This window comes from Bradyrhizobium sp. USDA 4516 (assembly GCF_054055915.1).
The window spans coordinates 3,630,846-3,649,821 of sequence record NZ_JBSRXT010000001.1; the positions used below are offsets into that span (position 1 = coordinate 3,630,846).

The 18,976-nt window shown below is 63.8% G+C and carries 17 protein-coding genes; 6 read left to right on the forward strand and 11 right to left on the reverse strand.

Translation table 11 applies throughout. From position 1 onward, the window contains the following. Window positions 1-7 precede the first annotated feature (7 nt). The 3 genes from ACVI1L_RS16695 (at window position 8) to ACVI1L_RS16705 (ending at window position 2,545) form a co-directional block, all read left to right on the forward strand. Entirely contained in the window at window positions 8-769 is a 762-nt protein-coding gene (locus ACVI1L_RS16695) for an SDR family NAD(P)-dependent oxidoreductase (protein ID WP_092085349.1), read from the forward strand. Window positions 770-831: 62 nt separating this feature from the next. Continuing rightward, complete coding sequence (locus ACVI1L_RS16700; protein WP_092085351.1) at window positions 832-1,251, forward strand: acyl-CoA thioesterase; 420 nt, start codon at window positions 832-834, stop codon at window positions 1,249-1,251. A gap of 145 nt (window positions 1,252-1,396) precedes the next feature. Beyond that, the gene (locus ACVI1L_RS16705) at window positions 1,397-2,545 is read left to right on the forward strand and encodes an ABC transporter substrate-binding protein (protein ID WP_076832497.1); all 1,149 of its coding nucleotides are present in this window, start codon (window positions 1,397-1,399) and stop codon (window positions 2,543-2,545) included. A 125-nt stretch (window positions 2,546-2,670) separates the two neighbouring features. Here ACVI1L_RS16705 and ACVI1L_RS16710 read toward each other — a convergent pair whose 3' ends face one another. From ACVI1L_RS16710 to ACVI1L_RS16725, 4 genes are all read right to left on the reverse strand, one after another. Then, window positions 2,671-3,066, reverse strand: coding sequence for an endonuclease domain-containing protein (locus ACVI1L_RS16710; RefSeq protein WP_456783318.1), 396 nt, complete (start codon window positions 3,064-3,066; stop codon window positions 2,671-2,673). Window positions 3,067-3,306: 240 nt separating this feature from the next. Continuing rightward, window positions 3,307-4,038, reverse strand: a complete 732-nt coding sequence (locus ACVI1L_RS16715; protein WP_456783319.1) for an ABC transporter ATP-binding protein — start codon at window positions 4,036-4,038, stop codon at window positions 3,307-3,309. Further along, the gene (locus ACVI1L_RS16720; RefSeq protein ID WP_253625111.1) at window positions 4,035-5,804 is read right to left on the reverse strand and encodes a branched-chain amino acid ABC transporter ATP-binding protein/permease; all 1,770 of its coding nucleotides are present in this window, start codon (window positions 5,802-5,804) and stop codon (window positions 4,035-4,037) included. Before ACVI1L_RS16720 ends, ACVI1L_RS16715 begins: the two co-directional genes overlap by 4 nt. A gap of 5 nt (window positions 5,805-5,809) precedes the next feature. Further along, on the reverse strand, window positions 5,810-6,850 hold the full coding sequence (locus tag ACVI1L_RS16725; RefSeq protein WP_028336532.1) for a branched-chain amino acid ABC transporter permease: 1,041 nt from the start codon (window positions 6,848-6,850) through the stop codon (window positions 5,810-5,812). Between the two features lie 179 nt (window positions 6,851-7,029). On the opposite strand from ACVI1L_RS16725, the gene ACVI1L_RS16730 reads away from it, so the two are divergent. Beyond that, the gene (locus ACVI1L_RS16730; RefSeq protein ID WP_028336531.1) at window positions 7,030-7,548 is read left to right on the forward strand and encodes a MarR family winged helix-turn-helix transcriptional regulator; all 519 of its coding nucleotides are present in this window, start codon (window positions 7,030-7,032) and stop codon (window positions 7,546-7,548) included. A gap of 90 nt (window positions 7,549-7,638) precedes the next feature. Here ACVI1L_RS16730 and ACVI1L_RS16735 read toward each other — a convergent pair whose 3' ends face one another. Continuing rightward, on the reverse strand, window positions 7,639-8,124 hold the full coding sequence (locus ACVI1L_RS16735; protein ID WP_253625110.1) for an adenosine-specific kinase: 486 nt from the start codon (window positions 8,122-8,124) through the stop codon (window positions 7,639-7,641). A gap of 315 nt (window positions 8,125-8,439) precedes the next feature. Here ACVI1L_RS16735 and ACVI1L_RS16740 point away from each other — a divergent pair, with 315 nt between their 5' ends. After that, entirely contained in the window at window positions 8,440-9,609 is a 1,170-nt protein-coding gene (locus tag ACVI1L_RS16740) for a saccharopine dehydrogenase family protein (RefSeq protein ID WP_253625109.1), read from the forward strand. Window positions 9,610-9,660: 51 nt separating this feature from the next. Here ACVI1L_RS16740 and ACVI1L_RS16745 read toward each other — a convergent pair whose 3' ends face one another. Continuing rightward, on the reverse strand, window positions 9,661-10,386 hold the full coding sequence (locus tag ACVI1L_RS16745) for a phosphorylase family protein (RefSeq protein ID WP_456783320.1): 726 nt from the start codon (window positions 10,384-10,386) through the stop codon (window positions 9,661-9,663). A gap of 212 nt (window positions 10,387-10,598) precedes the next feature. Between ACVI1L_RS16745 and ACVI1L_RS16750 the strand changes: the two genes are divergently transcribed. Continuing rightward, a complete protein-coding gene (locus ACVI1L_RS16750) occupies window positions 10,599-11,828 on the forward strand; it encodes a GNAT family N-acetyltransferase (protein WP_456785560.1) in 1,230 nt (409 codons plus the stop codon). On the opposite strand, the gene ACVI1L_RS16755 is transcribed toward ACVI1L_RS16750, so the two are convergent. The 5 genes from ACVI1L_RS16755 to ACVI1L_RS16775 form a co-directional block, all read right to left on the reverse strand. Further along, complete coding sequence (locus tag ACVI1L_RS16755) at window positions 11,825-13,108, reverse strand: glycerate kinase type-2 family protein (protein WP_076832483.1); 1,284 nt, start codon at window positions 13,106-13,108, stop codon at window positions 11,825-11,827. The genes ACVI1L_RS16750 and ACVI1L_RS16755 overlap by 4 nt on opposite strands. Window positions 13,109-13,314: 206 nt before the next feature. Next, on the reverse strand, window positions 13,315-14,547 hold the full coding sequence (locus ACVI1L_RS16760) for an ABC transporter substrate-binding protein (protein ID WP_253625106.1): 1,233 nt from the start codon (window positions 14,545-14,547) through the stop codon (window positions 13,315-13,317). Between the two features lie 266 nt (window positions 14,548-14,813). Beyond that, complete coding sequence (locus tag ACVI1L_RS16765; RefSeq protein ID WP_057016010.1) at window positions 14,814-16,040, reverse strand: ABC transporter substrate-binding protein; 1,227 nt, start codon at window positions 16,038-16,040, stop codon at window positions 14,814-14,816. 154 nt (window positions 16,041-16,194) lie between these two features. Then, the gene (locus tag ACVI1L_RS16770; RefSeq protein ID WP_456783321.1) at window positions 16,195-17,421 is read right to left on the reverse strand and encodes an ABC transporter substrate-binding protein; all 1,227 of its coding nucleotides are present in this window, start codon (window positions 17,419-17,421) and stop codon (window positions 16,195-16,197) included. Window positions 17,422-17,699: 278 nt separating this feature from the next. Further along, complete coding sequence (locus tag ACVI1L_RS16775) at window positions 17,700-18,926, reverse strand: ABC transporter substrate-binding protein (protein ID WP_229189407.1); 1,227 nt, start codon at window positions 18,924-18,926, stop codon at window positions 17,700-17,702. Between the last annotated feature and the right edge of the window lie 50 nt (window positions 18,927-18,976).

The window sequence follows — 18,976 nt, forward strand, 5'->3', positions numbered from 1 at the left end:
GAAAGCCATGCAGTTGAAGGACCAGGCCGCCATCGTCACCGGCGGTGCATCGGGATTGGGCGCTGCGACCGCGCGCCGTCTCGCCGCGCAGGGCGCCAAGGTCGCGGTCTGCGATCTCAACGCCAAGCTCGCCGAGAGCGTCGCGGCGGAGATCGGCGGCATTCCCGTCGTCTGCGACGTCGCCGATGCTGCGGCGGCCGAGGCCGCGGTGGCCGCCGCCGCCAAGGCGCACGGCCCCGCGCGCGTGCTGGTGAACTGTGCCGGCATTGGGGTGGCAAAACGCGTGATCGGTCGCGAGGGGCCGATGGCGCTGGGCGACTTCGACAAGGTGATCAAGGTCAACCTGATCGGCTCGTTCAACATGCTGCGGCTTGCGACCGCTGACATGGCCAAGCTCGAGCCGCTCGCAACCGGCGAGCGCGGCGTCGTGATCTCAACGGCCTCGGTCGCGGCCTATGACGGCCAGATCGGGCAGGCGGCCTATTCGGCATCGAAGGGCGGCATCGTCGCGATGACGCTGCCGATCGCGCGCGAGCTCGCGCAATTCGGCATCCGCGTTCTGACCATCGCGCCCGGCCTGTTCATGACGCCCCTGCTGGCCGGCCTGCCGCAGGAAGCGCAGGATTCGCTCGCCGCCGCGATCCCGTTCCCGCGCCGGCTCGGCCAGGCCGACGAGTTCGCCTCGCTGGCGCTGCACATGATCGACAACCCCTATCTGAACGGCGAAGTGGTGCGGCTCGATGCCGCGCTCCGGATGGCGCCGCGCTGAAGCATGATCCGGAAGAGCATGAACGCCCTTCCGGATCGCTCATGCTCGATCGAGGATAAACCATGTTCGTCAATCGGCGCGACGTGCAGATCCAGTGGGGCGATTGCGACCCCGCCAACATCGTCTATTACCCGCGCTATTTTGCGATGTTCGACGACTCGACCTCGATCATGTTCGAAGCCGCCGGCTATTCGAAGCAGGACCTCGTCCACAAATACGGCCTGGTCGGCATTCCCATGGTCGACACGCGGGCGAAATTTCACATCCCGTCGACCCATGGCGACTGGATTACCATCGAGAGCCGGGTCGAGAGCATCAAGCGCTCGAGCTTCGAGGTGGTGCACCGCGTGTTCAAGGGCGAGGCGTTGGCGATCGAGGCGTTCGAGACCAGGGTGCTGGTCGGCCGCCACCCGGACGATCCCGCCAAGCTGAAATCGGCGCCGTTTCCGCAGGAGATCATTGACCGCTTCATGAAGGGCTGACTCGCACCCTTCATGGCTCGACTTTCGGAGCATGATCCTCTCGGAAAACCGGTTTCCACTTTTCCGGATCATGCTCTAAAGAAGGGGCTGAATTGGCCCGCAAAACCGGTTTAAACCCAAAAAACTTAACTGCAGGGAGGAATGAATGAGGAAGGCCACTCTCGCCGCGGCGCTCGCAGCAGCCATCGCGCTGCCGGGCGCGCCCGCACTGGCGCAGACCAATGAAATCACCATCGGCATCTCGATCTCGACCACGGGGCCCGCCGCGGCGCTCGGCATTCCCGAGCGCAACGCGCTCGATTTCGTGCCGAAGGAGATCGGCGGCGTACCGCTGAAGCTGATCGTGCTCGACGACGGTGGCGATCCGACGGCCGCGACGACCAACGCGCGGCGCTTCGTCACCGAGTCCAAGGCCGACATCATCATGGGCTCCTGCACCACGCCGCCGTCGATCGCGGTGTCGACGGTCGCCAACGAGGCCGGCATCCCGCATTTCGGCCTCGCGCCGTTCCCGATCAACGAGGCGCGCATGAAGTGGTCGGTCGACCTGCCGCAGTCGATTCCGATCATGGGCAAGGTGCTCTACGAGCACATGAAGGCGCACAACATCAAGACCGTCGGCTATATCGGCTATTCGGATTCCTACGGCGATCTCTGGGTCAACGACTTCAAGGCGCAGGCCGTGCCGATGGGCCTGACCATGACCGACGAGGAGCGCTTTGCGCGTCCGGATACCTCGGTCGCCGGCCAGGTGCTGAAGCTCGTCGCCGCCAATCCCGACGCCATCCTGGTCGGTGCTTCCGGCACCGCCGCGGCGCTGCCGCAGACCGCGCTGCGCGAGCGCGGCTACAAGGGTCTGATCTACCAGACCCACGGCGCCGCCAGCATGGACTTCATCCGCATCGCCGGTGCGGCCGCGGAAGGCGTCATCATGTCGGCCGGCCCGATCATGTCGCCGGAAACCCAGCCCGACAGCGCGCTGACCAAGAAGCCCGGCCTCGCGCTGAATACGGCCTATGAAGCCAAGTACGGCGCCAACAGCCGCAGCCAGTTCGCCGGCCACTCGTACGATGCCTTCGAGGTGATGAAGCGCATCATCCCGGTGGCGCTGAAGACCGCCAAGCCCGGCACGCCGGAATTCCGCGAGGCGATCCGCAAGGCCTTCATCTCCGAGAAGGAGATCGTCGCGACCCAGGGCGTCTACAACTGGACCGAAAAGGATCGCTACGGCCTCGACGACCGTTCACGCATCCTGCTGACGGTCAAGGACGGCAAATACGTCCCGGCGATGTGAGCTGGACGCAATCTCTGAAACGAAGAAGCCGGTCCCGATGGGGCCGGCTTTTTCTTACCCTCCCCTGGAGGGGGAGGGTCGCTTCGCATCGCAAGTAGCGATGTGAAGCGGGGTGGGGTGGTGGTCTATCGCCGCCGGTAGTGCTTCAGCGGCACAGCTTCCGCTTCGCGAGCGCCATAGAGCTCGACATAGATCCGTTCGGGCACGGCATTCAAATCCTCACTGACCTCCGAATTCCAGAACCTGACGACGCGATATCCTTCCCGCTCCAGCCACTCTTGTCGCGCACGATCGCGCTTCGCCACTTCATCGTCGTTGTGGTGTCCACCGTCCAGCTCGACGATGAGTCGCTTGGCCAGGCAGAAAAAATCGACGACGTAAGGGCCAATCGGTGCCTGCCTTCGAAAATGCGTTCCGTCCGTTGGCAGCTCTCTCAGCGCGCGCCACAGGATTCGTTCATGCGGCGTCGTGTTGGCGCGCAGCTTCTTCGCGGCGGCTCTGCGGATTGATGTTGAGACCATTTGTGTGGCTTCACCCCACCCCGATCGCACCCGCGATGCTGTGCATCGCGCGCGCAATCGACCCTCCCCCTCCAGGGGAGGGTGAAGTGGAGCGCAATCCTTGCGCGAATGCAAGCGCGGTCAGAAATCATTTCCCGGAAGGCGCACCTGCCTTCATCCTTCCCTGGAGGGGGAGGATCGCCGCGCATGTAATGCGCGGCGAGGTGGGGTGACGGTCTCTCCGCGGTGGAGTTGCGCGTCCTAAATCGCGCTCTCGCCTTCGTGCTGGAAGCCGAGATAGCTCGCGGCGACGCCCTTGTTGGCGGCGATCTCCGTCGCGGGGCCTGACAGCACGAACTCGCCGAGCTCCATGACATAGGCGCGGTCGGCGATCTGCAATGCGGCCTGGGCGTTCTGCTCGACGAGGAGCACCGAGACGCCGGCGGCGCGGAGCTCGCCGACGATGCGGAAGATGTCGGCGACGATGATCGGAGCGAGGCCGAGGCTCGGCTCGTCCAGCATCAAGAGCTTCGGCGCGCCCATCAGCGCGCGGCCCATCGCCAGCATCTGCTGCTCGCCGCCGGACAGCGTTCCGGCAAGCTGCTTGCGCCGCTCCTTGAGCCGCGGAAACAGCGTGTAGACCCGCTCCAGCGAGGCGGCCGCGACGGCCTTCGCGATCCGGAACGCGCCGAGCTCGAGATTGTCCTCGACATTCATTGTGCCGAACAATTCGCGATGCTCGGGCACCAGGCTGAGGCCGGTGGCGACGCGGTCCTCGATATCGAGCGGCGCCATGTCGACGCCGGCGAAGTTGGTGCGCCCCTTCAGCGGCAGCACGCCCATGATGGCGTTGAGCAAGGTGGTCTTGCCGGCGCCGTTGGCACCGATGATGGTGATGATCTCGTTCTGGGCGACGTCGAGCGAAACGCCGCGCACCGCCTCGACCTTGCCGTAGGAGATGTGGACGTCGGTCACCGATAGCAGCGCACTCATGCGGCGGCTCCGAGATAGGCCTTGATCACGTCGGGGTTGCGCTTGATCGCGGCCGGCGTGCCCTCGGCGATCTTGGTACCGAAATCCAGCACCACGATGCGGTCGGCGAGATCCATCACGAACCCCATGTCGTGCTCGACCAGCAGCACCGACATGCCGCCGTCGCGCAATTGCCGGAGCAGCGCGGCCAGCCGCTGCTTCTCCATGTGGCGCAGGCCGGCGGCCGGCTCATCGAGCAGCAGCAGCATCGGATCGACGCACAGCGCGCGGGCGATCTCGACGATGCGCTGCTGTCCGAGCGACAGCGAGCCCGCGAGCTGGTCGATCTGGTCCGACAGGCCGACGCGCGCGATCTGCCGCGCGGCTTCCGCCAGCAGCCTCGCCTCATCAGCGCGGTCGAGCCGCAGCATGCTGGAGATCGCGCCGGAATTGCCGCGCAGATGCGCGCCGATCGCGACATTCTCCAGCACGGTCATGTCGGGCACCAGCTTGACGTGCTGAAAAGTCCTGGAGACGCCAAGCTTGACCACCTCCTGCGGCCGAGCGTTCGCGACCTCGTTGCCGAGCACTGAAATCTTGCCGCTGGTCGCGGTCAGGACGCCGGTGATCAAATTGAAGGTCGTGCTCTTGCCGGCGCCGTTCGGGCCGATCAGCGCGACGATCTCGCGGGCGTTGACGTCGAACGAGACGTCGTTGACCGCGAGCACGCCGCCGAACTGCTTGCGCGCCTTGTCGATGTGCAGAAGGATCGGAGACGTTCCTGGCGCCCGTTCGCGGTGCTCCAGCTTCACGGACGTGTCCGGGGTCTTGCGGGCGGGCTTGAACGGCAGCCGCGACATCAGCCAGGGCCAGACGCCCTGGGGCGCGAGCTGCAGCAGCAGCACCAGCATGATGCCGAACACGATGGTCTCGAGCTGGCTCTGGCCGCCGAAGATGTAGGGCAGGTAGCTCTGCAGCACCTCCTTGAGGATCACGACGATGCCGGCGCCGAGCACGCCGCCCCAGACGTAGCCCGCGCCGCCGACCACGGCGATGAACAGATACTCGATGCCGGCCTGCGCGCCGAACGGCGTTGGGTTGGCGGCGCGCTGGAAATGCGCATACAGCCAGCCGGACAGGCCGGCCAGCACCGCGGCATAGATGAACACCAACAGCTTGGCGCGGGGCGTCTGCACGCCGAACGCTTCCGCCGCAACATGGCCGCGCCGCAAGGCGCGGATCGCGCGCCCGGTGCGGGAGTCCAAGAGGTTCATGGTCAGCAGCGCGGACAGCAGCACCGCGACCCAGATCGCGTAGTAGATCGCATCCGGGCTCAGCATCTTGAACGAGCCGATCGACAGCGGGGGAATGCCGGAGATGCCGTCGTTGCGGCCGAGGAATTCGAGCTTGCTGAACAGATAGAACAGCCCGATGCCCCAGGCGATGGTGCCGAGCGGCAGATAATGGCCGGATAGCCGTACCGTGACGATGCCGAGCAGCACGGCGGCGATGCCGCTGACCAACAGCGAAGCCGGCAGCGTCAGCCAGGGCGAGACGCCGTAGGCGGTGGTCAGCACCGCCGTGGTGTAGGCGCCGAACCCGCAGAACGCGGCCTGGCCGAACGAGGTCAGGCCGCCGACGCCGGTGAGCAGCACGAGGCCCATCGCGACCAGCGCGGCGAGGCCGATATTGTCGAGCAGCACGATCCAGAACGGCGGGATGCCCGGGACAAGCGGAATCACCGCCATCACGAGCGCGAAGATGATGAGGGGAAGGCGCTGCGTCATCGCGCTCAATCCTTCTCTTCTTCGACCTCGGGCGCCGCGAGGGAGCGCAACACGAGCACGGGGAGGATCAGCGTGAACACGATGACTTCCTTGAAATTGCTGGCGTAGAACGATGAGAAGGCCTCGACGATGCCGACCACGATGGCGGCGACCGCGGTCAGGGGATAGCTGACCAGGCCGCCGATGATGGCGGCGATGAAGCCCTTCAGGCCGATCAGGAAACCGGTGTCGTAATAGAGCGTGGTGATCGGCACGATCAGGATGCCGGAGATCGCGCCGATGACGGAGGCGAGCAGGAACGCGATCTGGCCGGACAGCGTGGTGCGAATGCCGACCAGGCGGGCGCCGAGGCGGTTGACCGCGGTGGCGCGCAGCGCCTTGCCGGTCTTGGTGTAGCCGAAGAACAGCCACAGGGCGACGATGAAGCCGATCGTCAGGCCGTAGACCGCAAGGCTCTGCCCGGTGAAGCGCAGCGGGCCGGCGGTTACTGCGGCATTCGACAGCGCAGGCGCGCGCAGGCCTTCGGCGCCGAAGAACACCAGGCCGAGGCCCTGCAGCGCCAGATGGCAGCCGACCGAGGCGATCAGCAGCACCAGCACGGAAGTGTGCGCGATCGGCTGGAACGCGATGCGGTAGAGGAACAAACCGATCGCCGCCACGATCAGGAGCGCGAGCGCGATGTTGACGGCGATCGGCGTGCCGGGACCGACCAGCGCGTAAATCAGACCGAGCAGCGCGACGGGAAAGGCGATGTTGAGCGCGACCGAGCGGATCACCAGCCGCGCATGCAGCGCGTTACGGGCGAAGAACAGGTCGAGGGCGAAGGCGACGAGGCCCATCGCGACCGCAAGCCGCGCTGTGCCGGGCACCTGGCCGGTCGCCAGCATGGCGTAGCTCAGCGCGCCGTAGGTGACGAATTCGCCCTGCGGGATCAGGATCACCCGCGTGACCGCGAACACCAGCACCAGGGCCAGCCCCAGCAGTGCGTAGATCGCGCCATTGGTGATGCCGTCCTGCAGCAGGAACAGCATGATCGTTGTGTTCAAGGCCGAGCGCTCCCCCTCAAGCGTCGGACCGCCTCAACCGGTCGTGCCGGTCAGGTCGGCCGATATCGGCTGTTGAAAGCTGCCGACATTTGATATAGTCCATAACAATTATTAGATATAATCTCAAGGTCCCCGAGTGTCGTGCGGGATTCTTGTAGCGGGATTGCGAGCCTGGAGCGATGACTGTTTCCAAGACCGCCACCGATGCCCTCCGTTCGTCGCGGGCCCTGCGCAGGGAACCGGCCGATTCTGCCGGGGACGACAGCATGCTGCAATTGGGCGAACTGTCCGGATTGCTCGGCTATTCGTTGAAGCGCGCGCAGCTCAGGGTATTCGAGGACTTCCTGCGCTGCGTCGCGCCGCTGCAGCTGACGCCGGCGCAGTTCTCGGTGCTGCTTCTGCTCGACAAGAATCCGGGCCGCAACCAGACCGAGATCGCCAACACGCTCGGGATCCTCAGGCCGAATTTCGTCGCGATGCTCGACGCGCTGGAGAGCCGCGACCTTTGCGCGCGGATGCGCTCCACCAACGACCGCCGTTCCCACATCCTCGTCCTGACCGACAAGGGCCGCGCCGTGCTGGCGCGCGCCAAGAAGCTGGTCGCCAACAAGCACGAGGCGCGGCTGATCGAGGTGCTCGGTCCGGCCAACCACGCCGCGCTGCTGGAGATGCTGGCGAAGCTCGCGCAGGAGTTTTGAGAGAGCGCGACGGCCCGTCCGCTCGCAATGACGCGTTGGGTTGATACATATCCGGCATGCGGGCTCCGCCAGGCGGCGAACCATCGCGGTCTAAAGCTTGTAGCCGATGTTCCGCAGCAGATCCTTCCGCCACGCAATGTCGGCGTCGGTTTCGACACCCAGCGGCGAGGCGCCATCCACCACGCCGAGCACGCCGCGCCCGAGCTGCGTCTGCGCGACGATCACCTGTGTTGGATTGGCCGTCGAGCAATAGATGCGGCAGACCTCCGGCACTGCGCGCACCGCCGGCAGCACGTTGACGGGAAAGAACCCGTCGCCGAGGAAAATCAGGAAGGTGTGACCGGCGCCGATCGCCAATGCGTTGTCGCGTGCCAGGGCGAGCGAGGCGTCGTCGTTACCGGAGCAGCGCACCAACCGCTTGCCGGAGGCCTCGCAGAAAGCCAACCCGAAGCGGATGCGCGGAACCGTGCCCACCAGCGCTTCGTGAAGGTCTTCCACGGTCTTGATGAAATGCGACTGGCCGAAGATGAAGTTGGTCTCATCCGGCTTGACGATGGGCACCACGGTGAGTTCCATGGCTTCGCTCCTGCACGCGAATTCCCCAATCCATGGTAGGCCGTCGGAGGGCGTTTGCAAGCGGCCACAGGCGCTCAAATGTGCCGGCTGTCTGCTTCGGCTCACGCCGACCAGCGTCCGTACTCACGACGGCTCTCAAGGGGGGACCGGAAATCGCCGGGAGGTTGCGCGCCGAAGGGCGGCAATTGTGGTATCGTCCGTCAAGCGCGATGGCCCGTATGTTGCCCGGCCCCTCGCAAATGGCCGCGAAGCGTACCGAGCGTTGCTAACGGATCTGAAGGGAGCGCTTCCGGGGGCTCGAGGAGGATCAACGCCGTGAAGCGGGACTTCGACCTCATCGTCTATGGCGCGACGGGTTACACCGGGGGTCTCATCGCCGAATATCTGGCGACATCCTATCGCGGCGACGATGCTCCGTCCTGGGCAATTGCGGGACGCTCGACCGACAAACTCCAGAAAGTGCGTGCCGACATCGGCGCACCGGACGATTTGCCGTTAGTGAAGGCGGATGCCGCCGAGCCGGCCAGCCTGCGTTCGATGTGCGAGCGCGCGACCGTGGTCGTCACCACGGTCGGGCCCTATCAGCTTCACGGTCCCGAGCTAGTGGCGGCATGCGCGGCCACCGGCACGGCCTATGTTGATCTTTGCGGCGAACCGGGCTGGATGCGGGGTATGATCGACGCCCATCACGAAGAGGCAAAACGGACCGGCGCGCGCATCGTCTTCTCCTGTGGCTTCGATTCCATCCCGTTCGATCTCGGTGTGCTCACGTTGCAGGAGAAGGCGCGCGAGAAATTCGGACGCCCGGCGCGGCGGGTGAAGGCCCGTCTGCGCAAGGTGAGGGGTGGCATGTCTGGCGGCACCGCGGCGAGCGCTCAGGCGACGCTGGCCGCCGCGGCGCGCGACCCGGCCCTGATCCGGCTGCTGACCGATCCCTTCGCGTTGACGCCGGGCTTCACTGGGCCGTCTCAGCCGTCGGGCCTCGTCCCCGAATATGACACGAGCATGCACGCGTGGCTCGTGCCGTTCCCGATGGCGCCGATCAACACCAAGAACGTGCACCGCACGAACTTCCTGTTGGGCCATCCCTACGGCAGGGACTTCGTTTATGACGAGATGATGGTGGCGCCGGGACTTGGGGACATCGCGAGCGTGACGACGGAGACGTTCGCCACGGTGGTGTCCTTGTTCGGGACCGGCGGTCTCAAACGCGGCGCAGGCCCGACCCGGGAAGCGCGCGAGAGGGGCTTCTACGACATCTTCTTTCTGGGCGAGGTGCCGGATGGCGGACGGGTCGAAGCCGTTGTCACCGGCGACCGCGATCCAGGCTATGGCTCGACAAGCAAGATGATCACCGAAAGCGCTCTCTGCGTCGTGCGTGACGTGCAGGGTGAGGGCGGCATCTGGACGCCGGGCGCGCTGATGGGGCCGGCCTTGCGCAAGCGTCTAAAGGAGCGCGCCGGCCTCACTTTCAATGCGCGTTGAGGTCACGCACGCAGTCGGCAGGTATAGCAGCCCGTTCGGCTAAAAAAGCGACTAGAGGGCGATCATACGATCGTCCGCTACGATACTTGAACTTGGCTCCGACTCTTCTGCTTGCAAGGAAGGCAACCCTAATCCAGGGCCAAGCAATTGACGGCAGCGAAGCAGCGCCGCAAATCCGGACAGTGCGTCGAGACTGGTCCGAAGCAGCATCGGTAACTCGCTCGGCTGTTTCATTGTCGCACGGACCAGCGCGGCGAGATCGATCGTCCCGTTTGCACGCACTGCGGACAGGGCGGCGGCAGGAAGCTGCCGACCGGCCGGATCCATGATCACGCGGACGGCAGTCATAGGGAGGCCGCGCGCTGCAGCGACACTCGCCGCCACATGGGATTCGTTATCGACCGCCAGCGCGCCTGTACTCATATGCAGCGAGCGCTTCGCTTCTGGATGCATGGCGACCGTGGTCACACCAGCAATAGGGCCATAAATCGAACCGGCGATGAGTCGAAGCAAGGCTTGCGACCAGTCTCGATCAGTGAAGAGCTGAATCGTTTCCGAAACGATCGTCGATGCTACGACGCATGCGCCTGCCGGGAGGTCGGGCGAAAGGCCGCCCGCGACGCCAAAGCTGATAAGACCGTAGCAATCCTCAGCAATTGCCGACGCGAGAGACTCCGCGAGCGTGCTGCCATCGCCACTGCAGATCGCCTGCGTATGCAGGTCTGCAGCGATCCGCGCCTCAAATGCAAGTCCCGTGACTCCAATCACCGCTGCCATGAGTCCGCTCCCCGGATGCCGCGCTGGACGGCGAGTGTCCGCGCATGCGGGTCGTATCAGGAGTGTTCTGCTCCAACGCCAAATCGCAAATGACTAACGAGTTAGTTTCTGACGGATATGTTAGCTGCTTTGTTTTCGCGCCGTGATAAATGCTGCCTAGGGCCGGGATCCGTGACGAGCGTGAGATCGTGCCGGAAGCTGCAACAGCGCACTTGACGAGCCAAATCGGCGACCTCACGAGACGCGTGCCGATGCAATGTCCGCCGCGTCTCCAAGTCATCGTGCGGAACGATTTGGAGCGTTGTCCGCGCTGGCAGTTCGCCTTCGCGAGCGAGCGCAAGGATCATCGATACTATGAGTTGGTCGAGGATACCCTTCATCCCGAGTTCGATTACCGGTATTTCCTCATCAAAGATGCGGTTGATCAGGTTTGTGCTGTACGGCCATTCTTCCTAATGGACCTGGATTTGCTGGCCGGTGCGAGGCCGCGGTTTGGCGTACTCATCGACGCCATTCGCCGGATGTGGCCAGGTTTGATGCGCGCCCGTGCGCTCATGGTGGGGTGCGTCGCAGGGGAAGGTCATCTTGACGGGGACGAGGCCTGCCATCGAGGCTGCGCGGAACTTCTGGCCTCTACGATTGCAATACATGCTCGCAGGCTCGGGGCGCGGCTGATCGTGCTCAAGGAGTTTCCGGCGCGATACCGACCAATCCTCGACTGCTTGATCGCTCACGGCTTCACCCGCATCCCCAGCCTGCCCATGACCAGGCTTTGCATCGATTACGCCAATTTCGATGACTATATGAATCATGCGCTCAACAGCGCAACCCGCAAGAAACTCCGCAAGAAATTTGAGGCGACAGCGCGGGCCTCTCCATCCGTCGAGATGAACGTCGTCAACGACGCGACGCCGGTGATCGCGCAGATCTATCCATTGTATTTCCAAGTCTATCAGCGTTCGAAACTGCACCTCGAGAAGCTGACGGAACGATACTTCTGCGACTTGGGGCGGCGGATGGGGGACAAGGTCCGCTTCTTCCTCTGGCGTCAGAACGAGCGGATCGTCGCGTTTGCCGCATGCATGGTACATGGTGACGCGATCTATGCGGAGTACATAGGTCTCGACTACGATGTCGCCTTAGACCTGCACCTCTATCATTATGTGTTTCGCGACATGGTGAGCTGGGCAATCGCCAACGGGTACAAATGGTTTCGCAGCAGCGGGCTGAACTATGATCCAAAGCTGCACCTGAGGCACTTGCTTGATCCGATCGACTTATACGTTCGGCACACCTCCGCGCCGATCAACTCAGTGTTGAAGCGCATTTTGCCGGTGCTCGAGCCGACGCGATATGACGAGACGCTTGCGAAGTTTCGTAACTATCAGGAGCTTTGGGCGCAGCCCGAGACTGGCCTTGGGTCCGTCAAGGATACGGCCTAATCCACCAAAATCACCCGCACGTCATTGACGTTGGTCAGCGTCGGTCCGGTCAGCAACAAATCCCCGGTCTGGGCGAAGAACCCCGTCGCATCGTTGTTCTCGAGATAGGCCTTCGGATCGAGGCCGATCGATTTCATCTTCGCGAATGTCGCCTGGTCGATCACGGCGCCGGCCGGGTCGGTCGCGCTGCCGGCGCCGCCGTCGGCGCCGTCGGTATCGGCGGCCAGCGCTGAGACGTCGGGTGTATCCTTCAGTAGGCCGGCCAGCGCCAGCGCGTATTCCTGGTTGGGGCCGCCGCGGCCATCGCCGCGCACCGTCACCGTCAGCTCGCCGCCGGAGATGATCGCAACGCGCTTGCCTTCGCTGCGCGCCTTCAGCGCCAGCCGCGCATGCTCGGCCGCGATCTCGCGGGCCTCGCCTTCGAGATCGGCGCCGAGCGCGATGGTCTCGTAGCCGGCGTCCCGCGCGACCTTCACCGCGGCGTCGATCGAGGCCTTCGGCTTTGCCAGCAGTTCGAATGTCGCCCGCGCGAAGGCGGCATCGCCGGGCTTGCAGCTTTCGTTCGCGGGATCGTCGAGCGCGCGGCGGACCGCGTCGTCGATGGAGAGATTGTATTTGGCGACCAGTGCGCGGGCGTCCGCCAGCGTGGTCGGATCCGGCACCGTCGGCCCGGAGGCGATCGCGGAGGGATCGTCATGCGGCACGTCCGATATCGCCAGCGTGACGATCTCGGCCGCGTGCTGGCCGGCGCGCGCCAGCCGTCCGCCCTTGATGCGCGAGAGATGCTTGCGCACGGTGTTCATCTCGCCGATCGGCGCGCCGGAGCGCAGCAGTGCGCGGTTGACCTGCTGCTTCTGGGTAAAGCTCACGCCGTCGACCGGCGCGATCCAGTTCGCCGAACCGCCGCCGGTCAGCAGCACCAGCAGGAGATCGTCCGGGGTCGCGGTCGCGGCGAGCCGCAGCGTGTCGTCCGCCGCCTTGAGCCCGGCCTCGTCGGGCACCGGGTGGCCGGCCTCGACCACCTTGATGCGGCGGGTCGGCACGCCATGGCCGTGGCGGGTGGTGGCGATGCCGACCAGCCGCGACGGATCGAGCTCGAGCGCGTCGAGATAATGCCGCTCGGCCGCCGCGGCCATCGCCGCGGCGCCCTTGCCTGCGCAGAGACAGATCACCCGTCCCTTCGGCACCGGCCGCAGCCGCGACGCCAGCACGACGTCGGGATGCGCAGCCGCCACAGCGGCATCGAAGATCGAACGCAGGAAAGGACGACGGTCGGTCATGGCTGTGCCTTTGCGCGGGTCGGGACGTAGGTACTGTTCCCTCTCCCGCTTGCGGGGGAGGTCAGGGTGGGGGTGCTGCCACGAGTCGTATTGCGGCGAAAGCTCCCACCCGGATCGCATCTTTGATGCGATCCGACCTTCCCCGCAAGCGGGAGAGGTAAGGGAAGATTGCGGCCGTTTCGATCGAAGCAATATCCATTCCGGCTCTAATTGCCGCCGACTTCGCCGCTGATGACGTCGCCGAACAATTGCCAACGCTCGCCCTTGAACTGCATCAGCTGGAGCTGTTCGATCGGCTGGAAGTCGGCAGGCCCGGTCGACAGCGTCACGCCGGGCAGCAGGCCGCCCTGCGCGAATTGCTTCAGGCTCGCCGCCTGCTTCATCACATTGGCGCGGGTGAGGTCGTCACCGCAGCGGCGCAGCACCTCGACCATCGTGGTCGCCATGTTGTAGCCGGTCATCGCCGAGGCATCGACGCGGTTGGTGTCAGGCATGTATTTGGCGAGCAGTTCGTCGAACGCCTTCATGCCGGCGTCATCCTTCCACTGCGGATCGCTGGCGTCCTTGGCGTAGGCGGCCGAGATCACGCCCTGCGCATTGTCGAGGCCGGCCGGACGCATCACGGTCGCGGTGGAGGCCGAGACGTTGGAGACGATGGTCACCGGCTTCCAGTTCATCTCGCCGAGCTTCTTGATCGCCTGGGCGCCGAATTTCGGCGTGGTGAAGAAGACGATGACGTCGGGATTGGAGGATTTCAGCCGCACCACATGGGAATCGATCGTCGGCTCGGCGACTTCATAGCTCTCCTTGGCGACGACGCGCGCGGGATCGCTGGCGAAGCCGTCTTCCAGGCCCTTGAGGTAGTCCTTGCCCATGTCGTCGTTCTGGTAGAGCACCGCGACCTTGGTGGCGGGCTTTTCCTTGAGCAGATATTTCGCGTAGATCCGCGACTCGCTCTGGTAGCTGGGCAGCCAGCCCATGGTCCAAGGGAAGGCCTTCGGATCGTTCCACTTGGTCGCGCCGGTGGCGACGAACAGCTGCGGCACCTTCTTGGCGTTGAGATATTTCTGGATCGCGGTGTTGGAGGCGGTGCCGAGCGTGCCGAACAGGAACAGCACCTCGTCGCTCTCGACCAGCTTGCGGGCCTGCTCGACGGCCTTCGGCGGCGAGTAGGCGTCGTCATAGGAGACGAAAGTGATCTTGCGCCCGTTGATGCCGCCGTCGTCGTTGACCTTCTTGAACACCGCGGCCATCGCCTTGCCGACCACGCCATAGGCCGACGCCGGGCCGCTATAGGGCACGATGTTGCCGATCTTGATCTCGGTGTCGCTCGCACCGGTGTCGTATTTCTTCTGCGCCCATGCGGCATTGCCGGTCGCGGCGGCGACGGCGAGGCCGAGCAGGGCGGTTGCGACACGGTGTCGGATCGGCATCGGCATTTCCCGAGATCTCCTTGTTGTTGCCGCCGCGCAAGGGCGCCGGTTTCTTGTCGGGGGTCTTGCCGGTTTACCTAGCGTATTGCCGGGTAAAGTGTAAGCAGGCATTGCCCGGGCCGGCCTGCGAGCAGGGCCATGGCCTTAAATTCCGGTTTCCGACGCGTTCTCTTCGCGCGAACCGGTACCCGCTTCGTTCGAAAACGCGCCAACAAAAAGCCCCCTGCGACGGTATCGCAGGGGGCCATTCCCGGTCGGGAGGCGGCGGGAAATCAGCCGCCGACGTCGGCGCTGATGACCTCGCCGAACAGTTCCCATTTCTCGCCCTTGAACTTCATCAGCTGCAGCTGGCTGATCGGCGCGAAATCGTTCGCCGCGGTGTTGATCTTGACGCCAGGCAGCAGCACCTCGGTGCGGAAGTCCTTCAGGCTTGCGGCCTGCTTCATGATGTTCTCGCGGGTGAGGTTGTCGCCGCACTGCTTCAGCACCTGGACCAGCGTCTGCGCCACGCCGAAGCCGACCACGGTGCCGCCGTCGAGCTTGTCGCCTTCGGGGAAGTCCTTGGCCATGAAGGCGTAGAACTCCTTCATGCCCGGGTCATTGTCCCATTGCTTGTCGGAAGCGTCCTTCAGGTAGGCGGCGGAGATGATATCCTGTGCGTTCTCGAAGCCGGCCGGTTTGATCACGCTGCCGACCGATGCCGACACGTTGTTGAGGAAGTGGGTCGGCTTCCAGCCGATCTCGGCGACCTTCTTGATCGCCTGGGCCGCGAATTTCGGCGTCGCGATGTCGATGAAGACGTCGGCGTTGCTCGCCTTCAGCTTGACGATGTTGCTGTCGATGGTCGGCTGTGAGGTCTCGAAGCTTTCTTCCGCGACGATCATGCTGGCGGCCTTCTGGCCGAGCCCGTCCTTCAGGCCCTTCAGATAATCCTTGCCGTAATCGTCATTCTGGTAGAGCACCGCGATCTTGGCGTTCGGCATGTTCTTCAGGATGTATTTTGCGTAGATCTGGGTCTCGCTCTGGTAGTTGGGCTGCCAACCCATCGTCCAGGGAAAGTCCTTCGGGTCGTTCCACTTGGTGGCGCCGGTGGCGACGAACAGCTGCGGCACCTTCTTGGAGTTCATGTATTTCTGGATCGCCGAGTTCGACGGCGTGCCGAGCGAGTTGAAGATCAGCAGCACCTCGTCGCTCTCGACCAGCTTGCGGGCCTGTTCCACGGCCTTCGGCGGCGAGTAGGCGTCATCGTAGGAGATGAAGTTGATCTTGCGGCCATTGATGCCGCCGGCGTCGTTGACCTTCTTGAAATAGGCGGCCTCGGTGCGGCCGATGACGCCATAGGCGGACGCCGGGCCGCTGTAGGGCATGATGTTGCCGATCTTGATCTCGGTATCGCTGGCGCCGGTGTCGTATTTCTTCTGGGCAAGCGCAGCGCTGCCGGATGTCGCGACGAGCGCGAGCGCGGCCCCGAGGACCGCAAGTTTTTTGGTAGCGGACATCTATGTCTCTCTCCCTGTTTGTCATGTGTCTCGGCCCTCTTGCTTGGAGAGCTCTTTATTTGGCTGCAGTGATTATCATTTTAGGCGGTTCGTCTCAATGAGAAGCCCTGCGGCAAACGCCGCAGGGGCGGTATCTTTGGTCGACCTTCCCGGCCTAACCGCCGACGTCGGCGCTCAAGACTTCGCCGAAGCGCTCCCAGGTCTCGCCCTTGAAGCGGATCAATTGCAGTTGCGAAAGCGGCGCGAAATCGGTCGCCGAGGTGTTGACCTTGACGCCGGGCAGCAGGCCGCCGGGCTCGTAATCGCGAATGCTGGCCGCCTGCTTCATGATGTTCTCGCGGGTCAGATTGTCGCCGCAGGCCTTGAGCACGTGGACCAGGCCCTGCGAGACGATATAGGCGTACATCACGGAGGCATCGGCCCGGTTCGCTTCCGGATAGTACTTATCGAGGAATTCGTTCCAGGCGATCATCGCCTTGTCGGTCTTCCACTGCGCGTCGGTCGGATCCTTGAAATATTGCGACGAGACGATGTCCTGGGCGTTCTCGAAGCCCGCGGGCTTGATCACGCTGCCGATCGATCCGGAGACGTTGTTGAGGAAGTGCAGCGGCTTCCAGCCGAGCTCGGCATTCTTCTTGATCGCCTGTGCGGCGAACTTCGGCGTCGTGATGTTGAAGAATACGTCGGCGCCGGAGGCCTTGAGCCTGACGATGTGGGAGTCGATGGTCGGCTCCGTCACCTCATAGCTGTCCTCGGCGACGATCATTGTCGCTGCCTTGGCGCCGAGCCCGTCCTTGAATCCCTTCAGATAGTCCTTGCCGTAGTCGTCGTTCTGGTAGAGCACCGCGATTTTGGCATCCGGCTTGTTCTTCAGGATGTACTTCGCATAGATGATGGACTCGCTCTGGTAGTTGGGCTGCCAGCCCATCGTCCAGGGGAAATTCTGCGGGTCGTTCCACTTGGTGGCGCCGGTGGCGACGAACAGTTGCGGCACCTTCTTCTGGTTCATGTATTTTTGGATCGCCGAGTTCGGTGGCGTGCCGAGCGAATTGAAGATCAGCAGTACCTCGTCGCTCTCGACCAGCTTGCGCGCCTGCTCGACCGTCTTCGGCGGAGTGTAAGCGTCGTCGTAGCTGATGAAGGTGATCTTGCGGCCGTTGATGCCGCCCTCGGCGTTGATCTTGCGGAAATATGCCTCCTCGGTCTTGCCGATCACGCCATAGGCTGAGGCCGCTCCGCTATAGGGCATGATGTTGCCGATCTTGATCTCGGTGTCGGAGGCGCCGGTGTCGTATTTCTTCTGGGCAAGCGCCGCGCTGCCGGATGCGGCGACGAGCGCAAGCGCAGCAGCAAATGCCGTCAATTGTCGTATTGCAGACATGCCGTTTCTCTCCCTGATTGCCGATGATGTGTCGCGGCCCCCTGTTTCGAGGGCTCATTATTGGTCGTAAAAACTATCATCTTACCTGGGGTGTCTCAATGAAAAGCCCCTGCGGCATTGCCGCAGGGGCTGCGTCTTTGGTCGACCACCCTCAAGGCGGGCCTGCTCAAAAATCCGCCAACGCGTTCGCGTGTGCGTGGAGCCAACCGCGGAGATTGCGGTCGAGTAAAGCGACGCTGTTGAGTTGAGCGAGCGGATCGAACAGACCGACGTGACGATCAGTTGCTCAGATTGCTCGAAATGATGTCCCCGAACAGCTCCCACCTTTCGCCCTTGAACCGCATCAGGCGCAGTTGCTTGATCGGTGCGAAATCGGTGGCCGAGGTGTTGATGCTGATGCCCGGCAGCAGCGTGCCGGGGACGAAATCCTTCAGGCTTGCGGCCTGCTTCATGACATTGGCGCGGGTGAGGTCGTCACCGCACATCTCCAGCACCTTCACCATGGTCTGTGCGGCGGCGTAGCCGAACGAAGTGGCGCCGTCGAGCTTGTTGGCGTCGGGATAATTCTTCTTGAGGAAGGCGAGGAATTTCTCCATGCCGGGATCCTTGTCCCACTGCGGATCGGCGCCGTCCTTGAGATAGGATGCCGATAGGATACCCTGCGAATTCTCGAAGCCCGCCGGCTGCATCACGCCGCCGACCGACGCCGAGACATTGGCGACGATCTGCAACGGCGTCCACGCGATCTCGGCGGCCTTCTTGATCGCCTGTGCCGCGAATTTCGGCGTCGTGATGCTGACGAAGGTGTCGGCACCGGTGGCCTTCAGCTTGACGATGTGGCTGTCGATCGTGGGCTCGGATGTCTCGTAGGCCTCCTCGGCGACGATCATCGATGCCTTGTCGCCGAAGGCGTCCTTCAAGCCCTTGAGGTAGTCCTTGCCGAAATCGTCGTTCTGGTAGAGCACGGCGACCTTGGCGTCGGGCTTGTGCTTCATGATGTATTTTGCGTAGACCCGCGCCTCGTCCTGGTAGGACGGCTGCCAGCCCATGGTCCACGGATAATCTTTCGGGTCGTTCCACTTCGAGGCGCCGGAGGCGATGAACAGCTGCGGCACCTGCTTCTCGTTCATGTATTTCCGGATCGCCGCATTGGTCGCGGTCCCGACCGAGCCGAACAGCAGCAGCACTTCGTCGTTCTCGACCAGCTTGCGCGCCTGCTCCACCGTCTTGGGCGGCGAGTAGCCGTCATCGTAGGAGATGAACTTGATCTTGCGGCCGTGGACGCCGCCGGCATCGTTGATCATCCTGAAGTAGGCGGCCTCGGTCTTGCCGATCGTGCCATAGGCCGAGGCGGGGCCGCTGTAGGGCATGGTGTTGCCGATCTTGATCTCGGTGTCGCTGGCCCCGGTGTCGTATTTCTTCTGCGCCAGCGCGACATTGCAGCTCGTCAGGATCAGAGCGAATGCGGACAACAGCGCCGTCAGGGACGGACGTGCGGCAGTCATGGTTTCCCCACCTCGGGTTCTTTGTTTGGAGTATTCAATACCATCGGCGC

Excerpts from the sequence above, each read along its gene's own strand:
- ACVI1L_RS16695 (WP_092085349.1), top strand. The coding sequence starts at position 8 with ATGCAGTTGAAGGACCAGGCCGCCATCGTCACCGGCGGTGCATCGGGA.
- ACVI1L_RS16700 (WP_092085351.1), top strand. The coding sequence starts at position 832 with ATGTTCGTCAATCGGCGCGACGTGCAGATCCAGTGGGGCGATTGCGAC.
- ACVI1L_RS16705 (WP_076832497.1), top strand. The coding sequence starts at position 1,397 with ATGAGGAAGGCCACTCTCGCCGCGGCGCTCGCAGCAGCCATCGCGCTG.
- ACVI1L_RS16710 (WP_456783318.1), bottom strand. The coding sequence starts at position 3,066 with ATGGTCTCAACATCAATCCGCAGAGCCGCCGCGAAGAAGCTGCGCGCC.
- ACVI1L_RS16715 (WP_456783319.1), bottom strand. The coding sequence starts at position 4,038 with ATGAGTGCGCTGCTATCGGTGACCGACGTCCACATCTCCTACGGCAAG.
- ACVI1L_RS16720 (WP_253625111.1), bottom strand. The coding sequence starts at position 5,804 with ATGACGCAGCGCCTTCCCCTCATCATCTTCGCGCTCGTGATGGCGGTG.
- ACVI1L_RS16730 (WP_028336531.1), top strand. The coding sequence starts at position 7,030 with ATGACTGTTTCCAAGACCGCCACCGATGCCCTCCGTTCGTCGCGGGCC.
- ACVI1L_RS16735 (WP_253625110.1), bottom strand. The coding sequence starts at position 8,124 with ATGGAACTCACCGTGGTGCCCATCGTCAAGCCGGATGAGACCAACTTC.
- ACVI1L_RS16745 (WP_456783320.1), bottom strand. The coding sequence starts at position 10,386 with ATGGCAGCGGTGATTGGAGTCACGGGACTTGCATTTGAGGCGCGGATC.
- ACVI1L_RS16755 (WP_076832483.1), bottom strand. The coding sequence starts at position 13,108 with ATGACCGACCGTCGTCCTTTCCTGCGTTCGATCTTCGATGCCGCTGTG.
- ACVI1L_RS16760 (WP_253625106.1), bottom strand. The coding sequence starts at position 14,547 with ATGCCGATGCCGATCCGACACCGTGTCGCAACCGCCCTGCTCGGCCTC.
- ACVI1L_RS16765 (WP_057016010.1), bottom strand. The coding sequence starts at position 16,040 with ATGTCCGCTACCAAAAAACTTGCGGTCCTCGGGGCCGCGCTCGCGCTC.
- ACVI1L_RS16770 (WP_456783321.1), bottom strand. The coding sequence starts at position 17,421 with ATGTCTGCAATACGACAATTGACGGCATTTGCTGCTGCGCTTGCGCTC.
- ACVI1L_RS16775 (WP_229189407.1), bottom strand. The coding sequence starts at position 18,926 with ATGACTGCCGCACGTCCGTCCCTGACGGCGCTGTTGTCCGCATTCGCT.